We start from the raw sequence: 14,735 nt of genomic DNA, 5'->3' as shown, positions 1-14,735 counted from the left end.
TGGTGATTAACGATGTTGATCTGTGCATCAGGGCGGCGTTGCGTGGTGTTGGATTGTTCCGCCTGCCGCGCTCGCTGGTGATGCCCTATCTGGATAGCGGGGCGCTTGAGACCGCGCTCGATGCTTTTGGCGAAGATGTGCCCGGCCTCTCGCTCTATCACCCAAGTCGCAGCCAGGCGCTGCCCAAATTGCGGGCCTTTATCGAGTTTGCGGTGACGCGCATGCGTCATCCGGTGAGCGCTACCGACTATTTGCCCACGGCAGCGGACTAGCGCGTTCAGGCCGGCCCTTTCGCCACAGCTGGTGATCGATCCCGGTTGACGGCGCCGGGGGGCGCGTTGGCTCAGATCAGCAACAGGCCCTTCATCGAGGCATTGCCCTTCTTGCCGATGATGATGTGGTCATGGACGGCGATGCCGAGCGGCTTGGCGCTGTCGATGATCTGTTTGGTCATTTCGATGTCGGCGCGCGACGGCGTCGGGTCGCCTGAGGGGTGGTTGTGGACCAGGATGACGGCGCTGGCGGAGAGTTCGAGCGCGCGCTTGATCACTTCGCGCGGATAGACCGGCGTGTGGTCGACGGTGCCGACCTGCTGCACCTCGTCGGCGATCAGCACGTTCTTCTTGTCGAGAAACAGGATGCGGAACTGTTCGCGGTTCTCGAACGCCATGGCCGAGCGGCAGTAGGCAAGAAGCTGCGTCCAGTTGGACAGCACCTCGCGGTCGCGGACCTCAGTGCGCGCCATGCGCTGCGCGGCAGCGGCAATCACTTTCAGATCGACGGCCACAGCGGGGCCGATGCCTTTCACCTCCTGCAGCAGCGCCACCGGTGCGCCAAGCACTTCGCCAAAAGTACCGAAACGCGCCAAAAGCGCCTTGGCGATCGGCTTGGTGTCGACGCGCGGGATCAGGCGAAACAGCAGCAGTTCAAGGAGTTCGTAGTCGGGCAAGGCGTCAGGGCCGCCGGCGACGAAGCGGTCGCGCAAGCGGTCGCGATGGCCGTGATAGTGCGGCTTCTCCGTCGGTTTGTCTTTTGGCGCCTTGTCCTTCGCCGGCGGTTCAATCCACCGCTCGGAGAAAAAGCCTCGCTCGTCGTCGCCACTCTTCCCCATCCATCCCCCCGAGGTTTCGGCAAGATTAGAGCGACAGGCAGCCGGAGGTCGAGTTCTTTTCGGCGGCGGGCGTATGGCCGGCGGTGAACGGACTGCGTCTGCCGTATCGAGGCCTCAGAGGATGAGGCAGCTGGCGTGAGGTGCTTCATTCCGCCGGCGCGGTTCGATTGCGGAACTGTTGGGCCATCCAGTCGATGAACACGCGCAGGCGCGGCGACAATTGCCGCGTTGGCGAATAGAGAACGTGCACCGGCAAGGGCGAGGGTGGAAAGCCGGCGAGCACCTCGACCAGCGCGCCGCTCGCCAGTTCCGAGACGACCCGGTAGCGTGGCACCTGGATCAGCCCGAGGCCCAAGCATGCGGAAGCGACATTGGTCTCCGGGCCGGTCACCGTGACCATGGCGGGCAAGGTGAACTGGCGGATCTTGCCGTCGACGACGAAGACGAGTGGGATGATCTCGGCTGCGTCCGGCGCCATCAGGCCGACCATTTCGTGTCCCTCCAGATCATCGGGCGTCTGCGGCGTGCCGAAGCGGCTGAGGTAGTCAGGGCTGGCGAAGGTGCCCCTTTCCAACGTCGCCAGGCGCCGCTTGATCAACGGACTGTCGGCCAGTTCGCCGGCGCGCAGAAGGCAGTCGAACCCTTCACGGATCATATCCATCGGCTGGTGCATCTCGCTGATATGCAGCCTGATATCCGGATACAGCTCACGAAAGCGGGGCAGGCCTGGCAGCAGGAAATACCGCGCCTGGGTCCCGTGCATGTCGACGCGGACCAGGCCCGACGGCTTGGCGCCGACAAAGGCCCCCTCGGCGTCTTCAAGATCGGCAACCAGGCTGACGCAGCGTTGATAATAGGCTTCGCCATCCAGTGTCGGACTGACTTGACGGGTCGTGCGCTGCAGCAGCCGCACACCCAGCCGCGCCTCCAGCCCCTTCACTGCATCAGTGACGGATGAGCGGGGCAGACCAAGATCGTCGGCGGCCTTGGTGAAGCTGCGCCGCTCGACGATGCGGATGAAGACGCGCATGGCGTCGAAGCGATCCATTGTTCGAACTTTCGAATGATGATGTCGGATTATGCCTGATTATCCGCGATGCGGGAAGGCGCATCTTGTTGTCAGCCGATCAACGGCATCCGACAGGAGACAGACCATGACCAACCAAATCAGCAAAATCGCCATCGTCACCGGCGCCTCGGGCGGCATCGGCGCCGCCGTCGCCGAACGCCTCGCCAGGGACGGCTTCACCGTCGTGGTGAACTATGCCGGCAATGCGGCTGCCGCAGAGGCGGTTGTCGCCAGGATCGAAGCGGCCGGGGGCAGGGCGGTGGCGGCCAAGGCCGACATCTCGGACGCCGCCGCTGTCGTCCGCATGTTCGACACGGTCGAAACCGCCTTCGGCGGTATCGACGTGCTGATCAACAATGCCGGCATCATGAACCTCGCCACCATCGCCGACAGCGACGATGCGCTGTTCGACCGCACGATCGCCGTCAATCTCAAGGGCACCTTCAACACATTGCGCGAAGCAGCGAAGCGACTGCGCGACGGCGGCCGGATCGTGAATTTCTCCTCCAGCGTCGTCGGCCTGCTGCAGCCGACCTATGGCGTCTACGCCGCCACCAAGGCCGCGGTCGAGGCGATGACCAGCGTGCTTGCCAAGGAATTGCGCGGCCGCAACATCACGGTCAACGCGATTGCGCCAGGGCCGACGGCAACCAAGCTGTTCCTCGACGGCAAGCCGCAGGACCTCGTCGATCGCCTGGCCAAATTGGCTCCACTCGAACGCCTCGGCCAGCCTAAGGATATCGCCGACGCGGTCGCCTTCCTCGCCGGCCCGGACGGCGCCTGGATTAATGGCCAGACCCTGCGGGCCAATGGCGGGATCATCTGATCCGGCCGGCCCAGCAACCCTAAACCGCTTCAATCAACTTCAATCAAGGAACCATCGTCATGTCCAAATTCGTTATTCTCGTCACCGGCGCGTCCTCGGGCTTCGGCCTGATGACCGCCAAGTCGCTGGCCGAAGCCGGCCACACCGTCTACGCCACGATGCGCGAGACCACCGGGCGCAATGCGCCACAGGTCGCGGCTGTTGCCGGCTGGGCCACTGAGCACAAGGCCGATCTGCGTACCGCTGAACTCGACGTGCAATCGGACGCCTCGGCGCAGGCCGGCATCGCCCACATCATTGCCGATGCGGGAAGGCTGGATGTCATCGTCCACAACGCCGGTCATATGGTGTTCGGCCCCGCCGAGGCTTTTACCCCCGACCAGTTCATCCAGCAGTACGACGGCAACGTTCTGGGGTCTCAGCGGGTCAATCGCGCCGCACTTCCGCATCTGCGCGGGCAAGGCAAGGGCCTGCTGGTCTGGGTCGGTTCGTCCTCGACACGCGGCGGTACCCCGCCGTTCCTGGCGCCTTACTTTGCCGCCAAGGCCGCGATGGATGCGCTGGCTGTGTCCTACTCCACCGAGCTCGCTCTGTGGGGCATAGAAACCACCATCATGGTTCCCGGTGCCTTCACCAAGGGCACCAATCACTTCGCCCATTCCGGCAAGCCGTCCGATGCGGCGCGGGCGGCCGAATATGAAACGGGGCCTTACGCCGGAATCGCTGATCGGGCGCTGAAGGGGCTGGCCGGCCTCGAGCCCGCCGACGCCGATCCGTCGGAAGTGGCGCGCGAGATCGTTCGCGTCGTGGACATGCCGTTTGGCAAGCGGCCGTTCCGCGTCCATGTCGACCCGTCACAGGACGGCGCCGAGATCGTCAACGGCGTTGCCGACCGGGTGCGCCGGGAGATCTACCGCAACATCGGCCTGGAAGACCTGCTTCACCCGGCTGTTGTCGGCTGAGGCGACGGGGGTCTCAGTCCACAGGCCATCAATCGGCTCGATATCTCGACCGCTCTGGCCCTCGGGTCAGGGCGGTCGAGCTTGTTTGGCGACAGGGTAAAGATCTCGCTGCCGGCCAATCGGCCTATCTGCCGGGGCCGTCGACATTGACGACGGTTTCGCCTTCGCCGACCCGGACGAAGACATAGTGGACGTCATCGCCACCTTCGATAATCTGGCAGCGGTGGATCGCGCGTCGGGGGAAATAGGCGTAATCGCCCTTGCCGATCTCGAAGGACTCCTTGCCGTCCCGCCCGTAATCGACGCGAATACGTCCTGACAGCATGTACATGACGCTGTCGAACTCCTGATGGTGATGCCACTGGCTTGGCGCGTCGAGCGCTGTGACGTGGCATTGACCGACCCACAGCGGGCCAGTTTCCAGCGCCTTCTTTCTGTTCTGGCCGGGCGTGAGCGGGCCATCGACGAGCTGGTCTGCTTTCACGAAGCCGATTTGCTGGAATAGGCCTCTATCCATGGCAATTCCTCCCTGAACCTGCATCCCTTGAGGGAAACTGGCCTTAGTTTATTCTGGTCGAATGAAGATAACCGGCCATTTCCTGTCGCCAACGAGACAGGCTGAAATCCTGCCATTCGAGACCGCGCCGCGGCCGATCGTCGGCTTTGCCTGCGATTATCCGTCCGGGCTTTCGTCGGGGATGCACAGTCATCCGCGCGCCCAGCTGCTCTACGCGGTTTCCGGGGTCATGCGGGTGGACATGCAAGGCTGGAATTACCTGGTTCCACCGACAACGGGACTGTTTGTCCCGGCCGACGCCGCGCACGCCATCAGCATGGATGGGCCGGTGGCCATGCGCGCGCTGTTCATGAGAGAAGATGCCGCGACACGGGTCGCGCAAGCGCCGAAGGTCATCTCTGTGTCCGGCCTGCTGCGCGAAGTGATCCTGGCCGCCTGTGCGGAGCCGGTGGAGTGGGACCCCGACGGACGCGGCTATCATCTTGCCGAACTCGCGCTCGATGAGATCGGCAGGGCGACGCCGCTGCCGCTCGGTCTGCCGATGCCTGGCGATGCGCGCCTGCTGCGGGTGGCCTGCGCATTGCTGGAATGCCCGCACGACCCAAGAAATCTGGAAGCGTGGGGCGACGTGGCAAATGCTTCGAGCCGAACCCTGGCGCGCATGTTTCGAGCGCAAACCGGACTGAGCTTTCGCCAGTGGCGTCAGCAAGCCCGCCTGACCGCAGCGTTGAATTCGCTGGTGACCGGCGCTCATCCAACCAAGGCCGCCGCCACGGCCGGTTTCGACAGCGTTCCCGCCTTCGGTGCTGCATTTCGCGCGCTGTTCGGCATTACGCCCGGTCAGGCGCGGCTGCTTCACTCGGGCCGGTAGCACAACGGCCTCCAGCCGCGATGTGAAGCCTAGCTGATGGCCGGCAGGCCGGGGCGGTCGAGCTTGTTTGGCGACAGCGTAAAGATCTCGCAGCCATTGTCGGTGACGCCGATCGTGTGTTCGTATTGCGCCGACAGCGAGCGGTCGCGCGTTACCGCCGTCCAGCCATCCGACAGCACTTTCACATGCGGTCGGCCGAGGTTGATCATCGGCTCGATGGTGAAGATCATGCCCGGCCGCATCTCGACGCCTTCGCTTGATGTGCCGTAGTGCAGGATGTTGGGCGCGTCGTGGAACAGCTGGCCGACGCCGTGGCCGCAGAAATCGCGCACCACCGAGCAGCGTTCGGCCTCGGCAAAGGTCTGGATGGCGGCGCCAATGGCGCCGGTGCGGGCGCCGGGCCTGACCGCCGCGATGCCGCGCATCAGGCATTCATGGGTGACTTCGAGCAGGCGTTCGGCGGCGCGCTTGATGGTGCCCACCGGATACATGCGCGAGGAATCGCCGTGCCAGCCGTCGAGGATGTAGGTGACATCGATGTTGACGATGTCACCGTCCTTCAACGGCTTGTTGTCGGGAATGCCATGGCAGACGACATGATTGATCGAGGTGCAGGACGATTTGGTGTAGCCGCGATAGTTGAGCGTTGCCGGCAGCGCGCCATGGTCCATGCCGTATTCGAAGACGAAACGGTCGATGGTCTCGGTGGTGACGCCCGGCTGGACCATCGGCACCAGCTCGTCGAGGCAGCGTGCGGTGAGATCGCAGGCCTTGCGCATGCCGGCAAAGCCTTCCTCGCCGTAGAGGCGGATCTGGCCGGTGTTCCTGAGGGGTGCCGTGGCGGCGTCGAGATAGGTGACCATAGTGTCCGTTTTTGCCTGTAAGCGGGCAATGCATATCAGCCCGGTCGAAAATCTCTCCAGATTTGGCACTGGAAGCCGCAAGGTTCAAGGAAGAACTGCCGGCGAGGGGCTCGCGCCGGCGATATTCGGTGTTTGAGTGGCCTTGCTTGGCTGTTGAGCCGCAAAGCCGACGTTGCACGGATCACTCGGCAGATACGCCGTGGCCGGCTTACTTGTGGCGACCGCAGTGACGACACATTTTTGCGCGACAAGCACTCAAAGCAACTTTTGACGACGAACGGCGTTGCTGTGGTCGACGCCAGTTCGGGAGACTTGGAAATGGACAGATTGCAATTCGAGGTGCCGGTGCGTATCGCGCCTGCGCCCGGGCTGCCGGTAGAGGAGATCTACAGCGTCGAACAGGCGCTGGATGTCCTGCATGACTGGCCAAAGAAGCGACAGGGCAAGGTCTACGAGGCGGCGTTCAACGCCTGCTTCGGCGCCACTGTGGACGTGGTCAAGACCGAGGATGCCTGCCGCGCCTTCATGGCGTTTTGCCGGGTCAGTGGCCTGCTGGCCAGGGACATGATGGTGACGGCCAAGCGAGGCGGCGAGGCGAGGGGTCTGCGGATTTAGAGTTCTGTTCGACCTGAAGGCCGACCAACCGACTCGCCAGAATCGGCGCGGACTCCGCAGCGTTAAGGTTCCGTTTCCGACTTCACAGCTAGTCATGACGGCATAGAGCAGCGTCTGATTCGTTGCGTCAGTGTCATGGTGCAGAATATGTCCTCAGCAAATGTGCGCGCCTTTCCGCTGGACCGGCAGACCACGCTGGTGCGCGAGGTGGCGGCAAGGCTGGGCAGGCTGCATGGCGACACAGCCAATTCCTTCTGGAAGGCCACGGCGCGCGAACTCCTCGACAAGGCGGTCGCGGCCGGCAGCGATACGGCTTCGGCGGCCAACGATGTCCGCCGGTTTTTTGCCGCCGTCCAGGACGAGATGCATTTCAAGGCGGACGATGCCGTACCAGGACAGCGCCAGACGCGCACCCGCCTCTAAGTAGAGCACACTGACACGCTCATCACTGCGTGGTGGGCGCCGACGCCAGCCGTGGACCGGTCTTGGCGGCGACGATCTCGGGTTTTGCGCTGTCGATCGTGCCGTCCCAGCCACCACCGAGCGCCTTGTTGAGCGCGACATAGTCGGTGGCGATGGCAATGCGACTTTGCAAGAGATCGTCCTCGGCCGAATAGAGCGAACGCTCCGCATCCAGCACATCGAGAAGGCTGGCTTCGCCTGCCTTGAACAGCGTGCGCTCGAGATTTGCGGCCTCGCCATAGGATTTCACCGAGGCCGCGAGCTTGCCGTTGCGGATGCGCTCCTGGCGCAGCGCAACGATGGCATTTTCGACGTCTTCGAGTGCCGTCAGCACGGACGCCTTGTAGGCGATGAAATACTGATCGCGCTCGGCCCTGGCGACGTCGGCCGCGGCCTTCAGCTGCCCGGCATTGAAGAGCGGCATGCTGAGCGTCGGCCCGAACGACCAGCCGATGGTGGAATTCTTGCCGAGGTCGCCGAGCTTGAAGGCGGAGGTGTCGATATTGCCGGTCAGGCTGACCGCGGGATAGCGGGCCGCCTCGGCCTGGCCGACGTTGGCGGTGTATTGGGCGTATTGCCGCTCGGCCATGCGCACGTCGGGCCGGGTCAGCAGGATGTCGGCCGGAATGCCGGTCGGCAGCGGCAGGCGCGGCGTCGGGATCGGCGCGCCGCGCTTCAGCCGTTCGTTCAGCGCCGCCGGCGGGCGGCCGGTGAGCACGGAAAGCCGGTGCACGGCTTCAGCGTAACTGGCCTCCAGTGTCGGCACATCGGCCTCGGTGGCGCTTGCCTGTCCCTGGGCCTTGGCGACATCGGCCGCCGTCGCCGTTCCGGCCAGCAGCATGGTGCGGGTGAGCGCGGCAGTCTGCTGCTGCGATGTGGCCGTGCGCCAGGCCAGCTGGATACGGGCCTGGTAACCGCGCGCCTGCGCATAGTAGGAGGCGATGTCGCCGACCAGGGTCAGCAGCGTCGAGCGCAGCTCCTGCTCGGAAGCGTCCACGCCATAGCGGGCCGCCTCGACGCCTCTGCGGTTGGCGCCGAACAGATCGAGTTCCCAGCTGGCGTCGAAGCCGGCCTGGTAATAGCTGTAGGCATCGCTGGCGGCGCCGCCTTCCGTGGTCGCTGCGGTCTTGTTGCGGGTGGCGGAGCCGCTGCCGTCGGCCGTGGGGAACAAAGTCCCGGCACTCTGGCGGTAGCTGGCGCGCGCCTGGCGGATCTTGGCCTTGGCGGTTGCGACATCGAGATTGCCGGCAACCGCTTCCTCGACAAGGCTGTCCAGCTCCGGATCGCGCAGCCGCTGCCACCATTGCGACAGTTGCGGCGGCCTGGCCGGTTTGGACGATTTCTGGTCGCTCCATGCTGCGGGCATTGCCAGAAACGGCTTCTGGTAGTCCGGGCCGACGACGCAGCCGGAGAGCACGGCGGCGGTAAGTATAGGCGCAAGCGTCCGCCTCGCGGCCCGCGAGCCACGTTCAAAACCTGTCATGGAAGAACCCTTATTGCTGGTTGGCTGCTGCTGTCGCTTCGCTCTGTTTAGCCGCGTTGCCCCTAAAGATGCGCCGCACCGTGACGAACAGCAGCGGCACCAGGAATACGCCGATCACCGTCGCCGCGATCATGCCGCCCATGACGCCGATGCCGACGGAGTTCTGCGCGCCTGAGCCTGCGCCGTTGGCAATCGCCAGTGGCGTGACGCCGAGGATGAAGGCCAGCGACGTCATCAGGATCGGCCGCAATCGCTGTCGCGCCGCTTCCAGTGTCGCCTCGACGAGACCCATGCCGGCTGCCTGCCGTTCGATGGCGAACTCGACGATGAGGATGGCGTTCTTGGCGGCGAGGCCGATCGTGGTCAGCAGGCCGACCTTGAAATAGACGTCGTTGGTCTGGCCGAACAGGCTTGCCGCCAAGAGCGCGCCGAAGATGCCGATCGGCACCGACAGCATGACCGCGAATGGGATAGACCAGCTCTCATAAAGTGCCGCCAGGCACAGGAACACGACGAGGGCCGAGATAGCGTAGAGCGACAGCGCCTGGTTGCCGGAAAGCCGTTCCTGGTGCGACAGCCCGGTCCATTCATGCGAGTAGCCGGGCGGCAGCTGCGCCACGAGTTTGTCGATCTCGTCCATGGCGGCGCCCGAACTGATACCGGCGGCCGCAGCGCCCTGGATCTCGACCGCGGCCGAGCCATTGTAGCGTTCGAGCCGCGGCGAACCGAATGTCCAGTGGCTGGAGGCGAAGGAGGAGAACGGCACCATGGTGCCGGCGGAGTTGCGGACCTGCCATTTGTCCAGGTCTTCCGGCTGCATGCGGAAGTTCGGGTCCGACTGCAAATAGACCGGCTTGACCCGTCCGCGATCGATGAAATCGTTGACGTAGTCGCTGCCCCAGGCAGCCGACAGCGTGTTGTTGATGTCGGCGAGGTTGACGCCAAGCGCGCTGGCTTTCTCCTGGTCGATGTCGACCGAAAATTGCGGCTGGTCCTCCTGGCCATTGGGCCTTGTGGCGGTGAGCAGCTTGCTCTGCGCGGCAAGTCCCAGGAGCTGGTTGCGGGTCTGGATCAGGGCATCGTGGCCGGCGCCGTTGACGTCCTGCAGGTAGAAGTCGAAGCCGTTGGTGTTGCCAAAACCCTGGATGGCGGGCGGGGCGAGGGCAAAGACCTGCGCATCCCTGATCTTGCGGAAGGCGCCCATGGCGCGGCCGGCGACCGCTTGCGCCGCCAAGGCCGGCGATGAGCGCTGGCTGAATTCCTTCAGCGGCACGAACGCGATGCCGACATTTTGTCCGGCGCCGCCGAAGCCGAAGCCGGAGGCGGTGAACACCCCTGCGACCGCGTCCTTTTCGTCGTTGAGATAGTGATCGGTGACCTGCTTCAGCACGCGCTCCGTGCGGTCCTGCGTTGCGCCGACCGGTAATTGCACGCTGGTGATCAGGATGCCCTGGTCCTCTTCCGGCAGGAAAGAGCTCGGCAGCCGGGCAAACATCCAGCCCATGGCGATGACGATGGCGAGGAAGACGGCGAGGAAACGCCAGGAGCGGTTGATGATGCCGTGCGAGCCGTCGCGATAGGCGGTCGTGCCGCGGTCGAAGACGCGGTTGAACCAGCCGAACGGACCGGTCTGCGTCGCGTGGTCCTTTGGCCGCCGCAAGATGGTGGCGCACAGCGCCGGCGTTAGCACGAGTGCTACCAGCACCGACAGCACCATTGCCGAAACGATGGTCACCGAGAACTGCCGATAGATGATGCCGGTCGAGCCGCCGAAGAAGGCCATCGGTACGAACACCGCCGAGAGCACGGTGGCGATGCCGACCAGCGCGCCGGTGATCTCGTTCATCGATTTGCGCGTCGCCTCCTTCGGCGACAGGTCTTCCTCCTGCATGACGCGCTCGACATTTTCGACCACGACGATGGCGTCGTCGACGAGCAGGCCGATGGCCAGCACCATGGCGAACATGGTCAGCGTATTGATCGAATAGCCGAAGAAGGAGAGCACGCCGAATGTGCCGAGCAGCACCACCGGCACGGCGATGGTCGGGATGATGGTGGCGCGCAGATTCTGCAGGAAGACGAACATCACCAGGAACACCAGCACGATCGCCTCGAGCAGCGTCTTGACCACCTCCTCGATCGACAGCCGCACGAAGGGCGAGGTGTCGTAGGGGTAGACGACCTCGACCCCTTGCGGGAAGGTCGAGCTCAGGCGGTTTATGGTCGTGCGCACCGCTTCCGCCGTGCTGATGGCGTTGGCGCCGGTCGCCAGGTTGATGGCGACGCCGGCTGCCGGTTTGCCGTTGAAATTGGCCTGCGTCGTATAGCTTTCGGCGCCGAGCTGGACGGTGGCGACATCGTTGAGCCGCACCAGCGAACCATCGGTCTGGCTCTTCAGAATGATGTTGCGGAACTGTTCGGCGGTCTGCAGCCGGCTCTTGGCGGTCACCGTGGCATTGAGCTGCTGGCCCTTGCGTTGCGGCAGGCCGCCGAGTTGGCCGGCCGACACCTGCGTATTCTGCGCCTCGATCGCGGCGGCCACGTCACTCGGCATCAGGGCATATTTGGCGAGCTGGTCGGGGTCGAGCCAGATGCGCATGGCATAGCCGGACCCGAAAAGCTGCGTCGAGCCGACGCCTTCGACGCGCTTCAGCGTGTCATTGATGGTGGAGTCGACATAGTCGGCAAGGTCGGTCGAGTTCATCTTGCCGTCGCTGGAGACGAAGCCGATGACCATCAGGAAGCCGGTCGAGGATTTGGAGACGGTGATGCCGTTGCTCTGCACCACCTGCGGCAGCTGCGACTGCACCAGCTGCAGCTTGTTCTGGGTCTGCACCTGCGCGGTATCGGGATCGGCGGCGGTGGTGAAGGTCAGCGTGATCGAGGCCGCACCGGTCGAGGTCGACGTTGCCGTCATGTAGTCGAGATTGTCGATGCCGGTCATGCCTTGCTCGATGACCTTGGTCACCGAGTTTTCGACCGTCTGCGCGTCAGCACCTGGATAGGTAGCGCTGATGTTGACCGTGGTCGGCGCAATCTGCGGGTATTGTGAGATCGGCAGCGTGGTGAGCGCGAGCAGGCCGCCCAGCATGATCACGATGGCGATCACCCAGGCGAAGATCGGCCGGTTGATGAAGAATGCGGACATCGGCTCAGTTCCCGGTCTTCTGGGCGTTGGCCGCCACTTCCGAGGCGGCAGGCACGGCCGAGGAGGTCTGCGCGCGGTCCTTGACCTCGCCGGTTGCCTCGTCGATCGTCACCTCGACGCCCGTCGCATCGCCGCCGGGGCGTACCAGCTGCACGCCTTCGACGATGACGCGGTCGCCATCGCCGACGCCGGAATCCACCAGCCAGCTGTTGCCGACGCTGTTGCGCACGGCGAGTACACGTTGCTCGACCTTGCCGGCAGCGTTGATGACCATGGCGGTCGCTTCACCCTTGGTGTTGCGGCTGACGGCGCGCTGCGGCACCAGGAAGCTGTTCTGGGCGACGCCTTCTTCGACGAGCGCGCGCACATACATGCCGGGCAGCAACAGGCGCTCCGGGTTGGGAAACTGCGCTCTCAGCGCGAAGGTGCCGGTGGACTGGTCGACATTGGCGCCGGCGAATTCCATTTTGCCGGTCTGTGTATAGACGGTGCCGTTGTCGAGCTTCAGCTTGACGCTGACATTGGGGCCGCTGAACTTCAGCCGGCCTTCATTGATGGCCTGGCGCAAATTGAGCAGATTGGTGCTTGATTGCGTGACATCGACATTGATCGGATCGAGCGCGCGGATGGTGGTGAGCACGGTGTCCTGGTTGGCGGTGACGAGCGCTCCCGGCGTCAGCGACGACTTGTCGATGCGGCCGGCGATCGGCGCGGTGATCTTGGTGTAGTCGAGATTGATGCGCGCGGTTTCCACGCTCGCCTTGGCCGACGCCACATCCGCCTGCGCCTGTGCCAGCGTCGCGGCAGCGTCGTCGTAATCCTGCTGCGAGACCACCTTTTGCGCTAGCAGGCCGGCGTAGCGGTCGAACTTGGACTGAGCGGTAGGCACCGCGGCTTCGGCCTTCTGCTGCGCAGCTTTCGCGCTGTCCAGGGCTGCCTGGTAGCTCGCTGGGTTGATGAGATAGAGCGGCTGGCCGACCACGACCTCGCTGCCTTCCTGGAAAAGCCGGGCCTGGATGATGCCATTCACCTGCGGGCGTACATCGGCGGTCAGCGAAGCGGTTGTGCGTCCCGACAGTTCGGCGGTGATGGCAACCGACTGCGGATGCAACGTGACGACACCGACCTCAGGCCGGCCGGCAGCGCCCATACCTGCCGGGGCTTTGCCCTCTTCTTGCGAACAGGATGCGAGAAAGAGCGCGGCACCCAGCATCGCGACCCAGGAGGCGAAAAGGCGCGACGGCAGATAGGACCGGCTGGATGGGAGGGGCATGGCGTCGATCATCTTTCGCTGGAGTTGCAGTCGAAGGTCATGGCAATCGGAAGGTCATGGCAGTCGGCTGCGCCCGCTTGCGCGCGGCGTCGAGCAATGCCTCGAAGCGGCTCATCTTGCGCTCCTTCTCGGCGACCAGGGCGTATTCGACAAGCAGAATTAAGTCTTGGCCGCGATGCCCAGCACACCAATAGGCCAACAAACGGCATTGCGCCAAGCGCTTTGGCCGTGATCTGCAATGGGCGGACTTTACGCAATTTTCTTGTCACGAAGGGCGGCGCTCGACTGTGTCGAAAGCGGCAGCGACAGGCGCCAGGCGGCGAAGTTCAGCCGAATCTCACCCTTAAGCGTGTCCGCCGGCAGCGTCGGCTGCACGGTTCGCGCGCCATGGCCGGGCGAACCGACTCGGCCACCGACTGGGCCATACGCCGCGATCAGCCGCAGCATCATCAGGGCTTCCCACATTGTCGTGCTTTCGTTGCTTGATGACGGCCGGAACCGACCACATTGCTTTACGCAATTCCCTAGGGAAAGCGCTCCGCGCTTTTCCCGGGAAAACCGCTTCACACTTTTCCTGGAATTGCTCTTGGGGTGAAACCGGCCGGCCCGAGACCGGGGGGCAGCGGGCCGGCCGGCGCAGCCGGTCAGAGTTGCTCGTCAGTCCGGGGTAGGGCATTGGGAGCGTGTCTGTCATGGCCAGGCAGACCTCCTGGACCGGCAGCGTCCGGCGGATGGCCCCAGGGACCGGGGGGTGGGCCGTGAGGTGGCTCCGCCGAGGCAAGTATTTCAAGCTGTTCGGGCGTCAGTTTGGTGCGCAGCGCTGCGATCGCGTCCTTCAACTTGGCGGCCGCCGCGCCACGCTTGGTAACATCGTCGGCCAGTCTTTCCTGGAAGGCAAAGGGATCGCGGGGACCCTGATCGGCTTTGCCGCCGTGGTCCTCCGCGCCACTTCCATCGGGACCGCGACCACCGGAGCCACCGAAGCCATGATCGGGCCCGGGCGGCGCCAGCACCGCCTGCAGCGCGCTGGTATAGTCGCGCCAGGCATCGAGCTGTTCGCTGCGCACGCCGATGCGGGTTTCGAGCGCAGCAAGCCGAGCCGCGAGCAATTGCGGCGGTGGGCCCATGCGATGCAGGCCGAAGCCTTCCGGGCCGTGCCATGTCGGCCGGTGCGGCCAAGGACCTTGATCCGGGGTACCTTGGTCCGGGTCGTCCTGCAGCGCCAGGATTTGTGGCTGCTCGCCGGGCGCGGGGCCGGCCTGCTGCGCAAGGGCGGGATGAATGGCGACCGCGGAGAACAAGCCGAGCGCCAGAAGTCTGCTTTGCATGACGTAATCCTTTCCCACATGCATCGGATGGCAGCAGAATAGGGGGCCTCTTTTTCCGCTTTGCTTCGGTGTGTTGCCGAAGGTTTCCAGCAAAGGGAGATTTGTTTCGGAATGTTTCTGCCGGATTGCTGGCAACATTCGGTTGCAATTTTATCTGCTGTGCGCCGGCGGCTTGCCTATAATCGGCGTCATAAACCGGCAAAGGGC

At 64.3% G+C, this 14,735-nt stretch carries 16 protein-coding genes; 6 read left to right on the top strand and 10 right to left on the bottom strand.

Annotated features, from left to right (window positions below; genetic code table 11):
• Positions 1–272, top strand: a 272-nt coding sequence (locus tag H0241_RS29325) for a LysR substrate-binding domain-containing protein (RefSeq protein ID WP_235984543.1), incomplete at its 5' end; no start/stop codon positions are given.
• Between the two features lie 71 nt (positions 273–343).
• Here the strand turns inward: H0241_RS29325 and radC are convergent.
• Both radC and H0241_RS29315 read right to left on the bottom strand, forming a co-directional pair.
• Positions 344–1,111, bottom strand: coding sequence for a RadC family protein (gene radC, locus H0241_RS29320; RefSeq protein ID WP_181061254.1), 768 nt, complete (start codon positions 1,109–1,111; stop codon positions 344–346).
• Between the two features lie 145 nt (positions 1,112–1,256).
• Positions 1,257–2,159, bottom strand: coding sequence for a LysR family transcriptional regulator (locus tag H0241_RS29315; RefSeq protein ID WP_181061253.1), 903 nt, complete (start codon positions 2,157–2,159; stop codon positions 1,257–1,259).
• A 106-nt stretch (positions 2,160–2,265) separates the two neighbouring features.
• Here H0241_RS29315 and H0241_RS29310 point away from each other — a divergent pair, with 106 nt between their 5' ends.
• Together H0241_RS29310 and H0241_RS29305 are read left to right on the top strand one after the other, a co-directional pair.
• A complete protein-coding gene (locus tag H0241_RS29310; RefSeq protein WP_181061252.1) occupies positions 2,266–3,006 on the top strand; it encodes an SDR family oxidoreductase in 741 nt (246 codons plus the stop codon).
• 59 nt (positions 3,007–3,065) lie between these two features.
• Entirely contained in the window at positions 3,066–3,968 is a 903-nt protein-coding gene (locus H0241_RS29305) for an SDR family oxidoreductase (RefSeq protein ID WP_181061251.1), read from the top strand.
• A gap of 124 nt (positions 3,969–4,092) precedes the next feature.
• Here H0241_RS29305 and H0241_RS29300 read toward each other — a convergent pair whose 3' ends face one another.
• Positions 4,093–4,485 carry a cupin domain-containing protein gene (locus H0241_RS29300; RefSeq protein ID WP_181061250.1) on the bottom strand — a complete coding sequence of 131 codons (393 nt, stop codon included), beginning with the start codon at positions 4,483–4,485 and terminating at the stop codon, positions 4,093–4,095.
• Between the two features lie 61 nt (positions 4,486–4,546).
• Between H0241_RS29300 and H0241_RS29295 the strand changes: the two genes are divergently transcribed.
• On the top strand, positions 4,547–5,356 hold the full coding sequence (locus H0241_RS29295) for an AraC family transcriptional regulator (RefSeq protein ID WP_181061249.1): 810 nt from the start codon (positions 4,547–4,549) through the stop codon (positions 5,354–5,356).
• A 29-nt stretch (positions 5,357–5,385) separates the two neighbouring features.
• On the opposite strand, the gene map is transcribed toward H0241_RS29295, so the two are convergent.
• The gene (gene map, locus H0241_RS29290) at positions 5,386–6,219 is read right to left on the bottom strand and encodes a type I methionyl aminopeptidase (RefSeq protein ID WP_181061248.1); all 834 of its coding nucleotides are present in this window, start codon (positions 6,217–6,219) and stop codon (positions 5,386–5,388) included.
• A gap of 318 nt (positions 6,220–6,537) precedes the next feature.
• Between map and H0241_RS29285 the strand changes: the two genes are divergently transcribed.
• Positions 6,538–6,834, top strand: coding sequence for a DUF982 domain-containing protein (locus H0241_RS29285; RefSeq protein WP_181061247.1), 297 nt, complete (start codon positions 6,538–6,540; stop codon positions 6,832–6,834).
• A gap of 147 nt (positions 6,835–6,981) precedes the next feature.
• Positions 6,982–7,257, top strand: a complete 276-nt coding sequence (locus H0241_RS29280) for a DUF6074 family protein (RefSeq protein ID WP_181061246.1) — start codon at positions 6,982–6,984, stop codon at positions 7,255–7,257.
• A 22-nt stretch (positions 7,258–7,279) separates the two neighbouring features.
• Here the strand turns inward: H0241_RS29280 and H0241_RS29275 are convergent, their stop codons facing one another.
• The 6 genes from H0241_RS29275 to H0241_RS29250 all read right to left on the bottom strand — a co-directional run bounded on the left by H0241_RS29275 (position 7,280) and on the right by H0241_RS29250 (position 14,528).
• Positions 7,280–8,779: an efflux transporter outer membrane subunit gene (locus H0241_RS29275; RefSeq protein WP_181061245.1), complete on the bottom strand. Its 1,500-nt coding sequence runs from the start codon at positions 8,777–8,779 to the stop codon at positions 7,280–7,282.
• A 10-nt stretch (positions 8,780–8,789) separates the two neighbouring features.
• Positions 8,790–11,927: an efflux RND transporter permease subunit gene (locus tag H0241_RS29270; RefSeq protein WP_181061244.1), complete on the bottom strand. Its 3,138-nt coding sequence runs from the start codon at positions 11,925–11,927 to the stop codon at positions 8,790–8,792.
• Positions 11,928–11,931: 4 nt separating this feature from the next.
• Positions 11,932–13,200, bottom strand: a complete 1,269-nt coding sequence (locus tag H0241_RS29265; protein ID WP_181061243.1) for an efflux RND transporter periplasmic adaptor subunit — start codon at positions 13,198–13,200, stop codon at positions 11,932–11,934.
• 37 nt (positions 13,201–13,237) lie between these two features.
• Entirely contained in the window at positions 13,238–13,417 is a 180-nt protein-coding gene (locus H0241_RS29260) for an efflux RND transporter permease subunit (protein ID WP_181061242.1), read from the bottom strand.
• A gap of 32 nt (positions 13,418–13,449) precedes the next feature.
• Positions 13,450–13,650 (bottom strand): hypothetical protein, encoded by a 201-nt coding sequence (locus H0241_RS29255; RefSeq protein ID WP_235984542.1) that lies wholly within the window; start codon positions 13,648–13,650, stop codon positions 13,450–13,452.
• Between the two features lie 194 nt (positions 13,651–13,844).
• On the bottom strand, positions 13,845–14,528 hold the full coding sequence (locus H0241_RS29250) for a hypothetical protein (RefSeq protein ID WP_181061240.1): 684 nt from the start codon (positions 14,526–14,528) through the stop codon (positions 13,845–13,847).
• Positions 14,529–14,735 lie beyond the last annotated feature (207 nt).

The sequence above is a fragment of the Mesorhizobium neociceri genome (assembly GCF_013520985.1).
Taxonomy (GTDB): domain Bacteria; phylum Pseudomonadota; class Alphaproteobacteria; order Rhizobiales; family Rhizobiaceae; genus Mesorhizobium; species Mesorhizobium neociceri.
This window is presented reverse-complemented; position numbering and strand designations above follow the sequence as displayed.

Excerpts from the sequence above, each read along its gene's own strand:
- H0241_RS29285 (WP_181061247.1), top strand. The coding sequence starts at position 6,538 with ATGGACAGATTGCAATTCGAGGTGCCGGTGCGTATCGCGCCTGCGCCC.
- radC (WP_181061254.1), bottom strand. The coding sequence starts at position 1,111 with ATGGGGAAGAGTGGCGACGACGAGCGAGGCTTTTTCTCCGAGCGGTGG.
- H0241_RS29295 (WP_181061249.1), top strand. The coding sequence starts at position 4,547 with ATGAAGATAACCGGCCATTTCCTGTCGCCAACGAGACAGGCTGAAATC.
- H0241_RS29300 (WP_181061250.1), bottom strand. The coding sequence starts at position 4,485 with ATGGATAGAGGCCTATTCCAGCAAATCGGCTTCGTGAAAGCAGACCAG.
- map (WP_181061248.1), bottom strand. The coding sequence starts at position 6,219 with ATGGTCACCTATCTCGACGCCGCCACGGCACCCCTCAGGAACACCGGC.
- H0241_RS29275 (WP_181061245.1), bottom strand. The coding sequence starts at position 8,779 with ATGACAGGTTTTGAACGTGGCTCGCGGGCCGCGAGGCGGACGCTTGCG.
- H0241_RS29270 (WP_181061244.1), bottom strand. The coding sequence starts at position 11,927 with ATGTCCGCATTCTTCATCAACCGGCCGATCTTCGCCTGGGTGATCGCC.
- H0241_RS29315 (WP_181061253.1), bottom strand. The coding sequence starts at position 2,159 with ATGGATCGCTTCGACGCCATGCGCGTCTTCATCCGCATCGTCGAGCGG.
- H0241_RS29255 (WP_235984542.1), bottom strand. The coding sequence starts at position 13,650 with ATGATGCTGCGGCTGATCGCGGCGTATGGCCCAGTCGGTGGCCGAGTC.
- H0241_RS29265 (WP_181061243.1), bottom strand. The coding sequence starts at position 13,200 with ATGCCCCTCCCATCCAGCCGGTCCTATCTGCCGTCGCGCCTTTTCGCC.
- H0241_RS29305 (WP_181061251.1), top strand. The coding sequence starts at position 3,066 with ATGTCCAAATTCGTTATTCTCGTCACCGGCGCGTCCTCGGGCTTCGGC.
- H0241_RS29310 (WP_181061252.1), top strand. The coding sequence starts at position 2,266 with ATGACCAACCAAATCAGCAAAATCGCCATCGTCACCGGCGCCTCGGGC.
- H0241_RS29250 (WP_181061240.1), bottom strand. The coding sequence starts at position 14,528 with ATGCAAAGCAGACTTCTGGCGCTCGGCTTGTTCTCCGCGGTCGCCATT.
- H0241_RS29280 (WP_181061246.1), top strand. The coding sequence starts at position 6,982 with ATGTCCTCAGCAAATGTGCGCGCCTTTCCGCTGGACCGGCAGACCACG.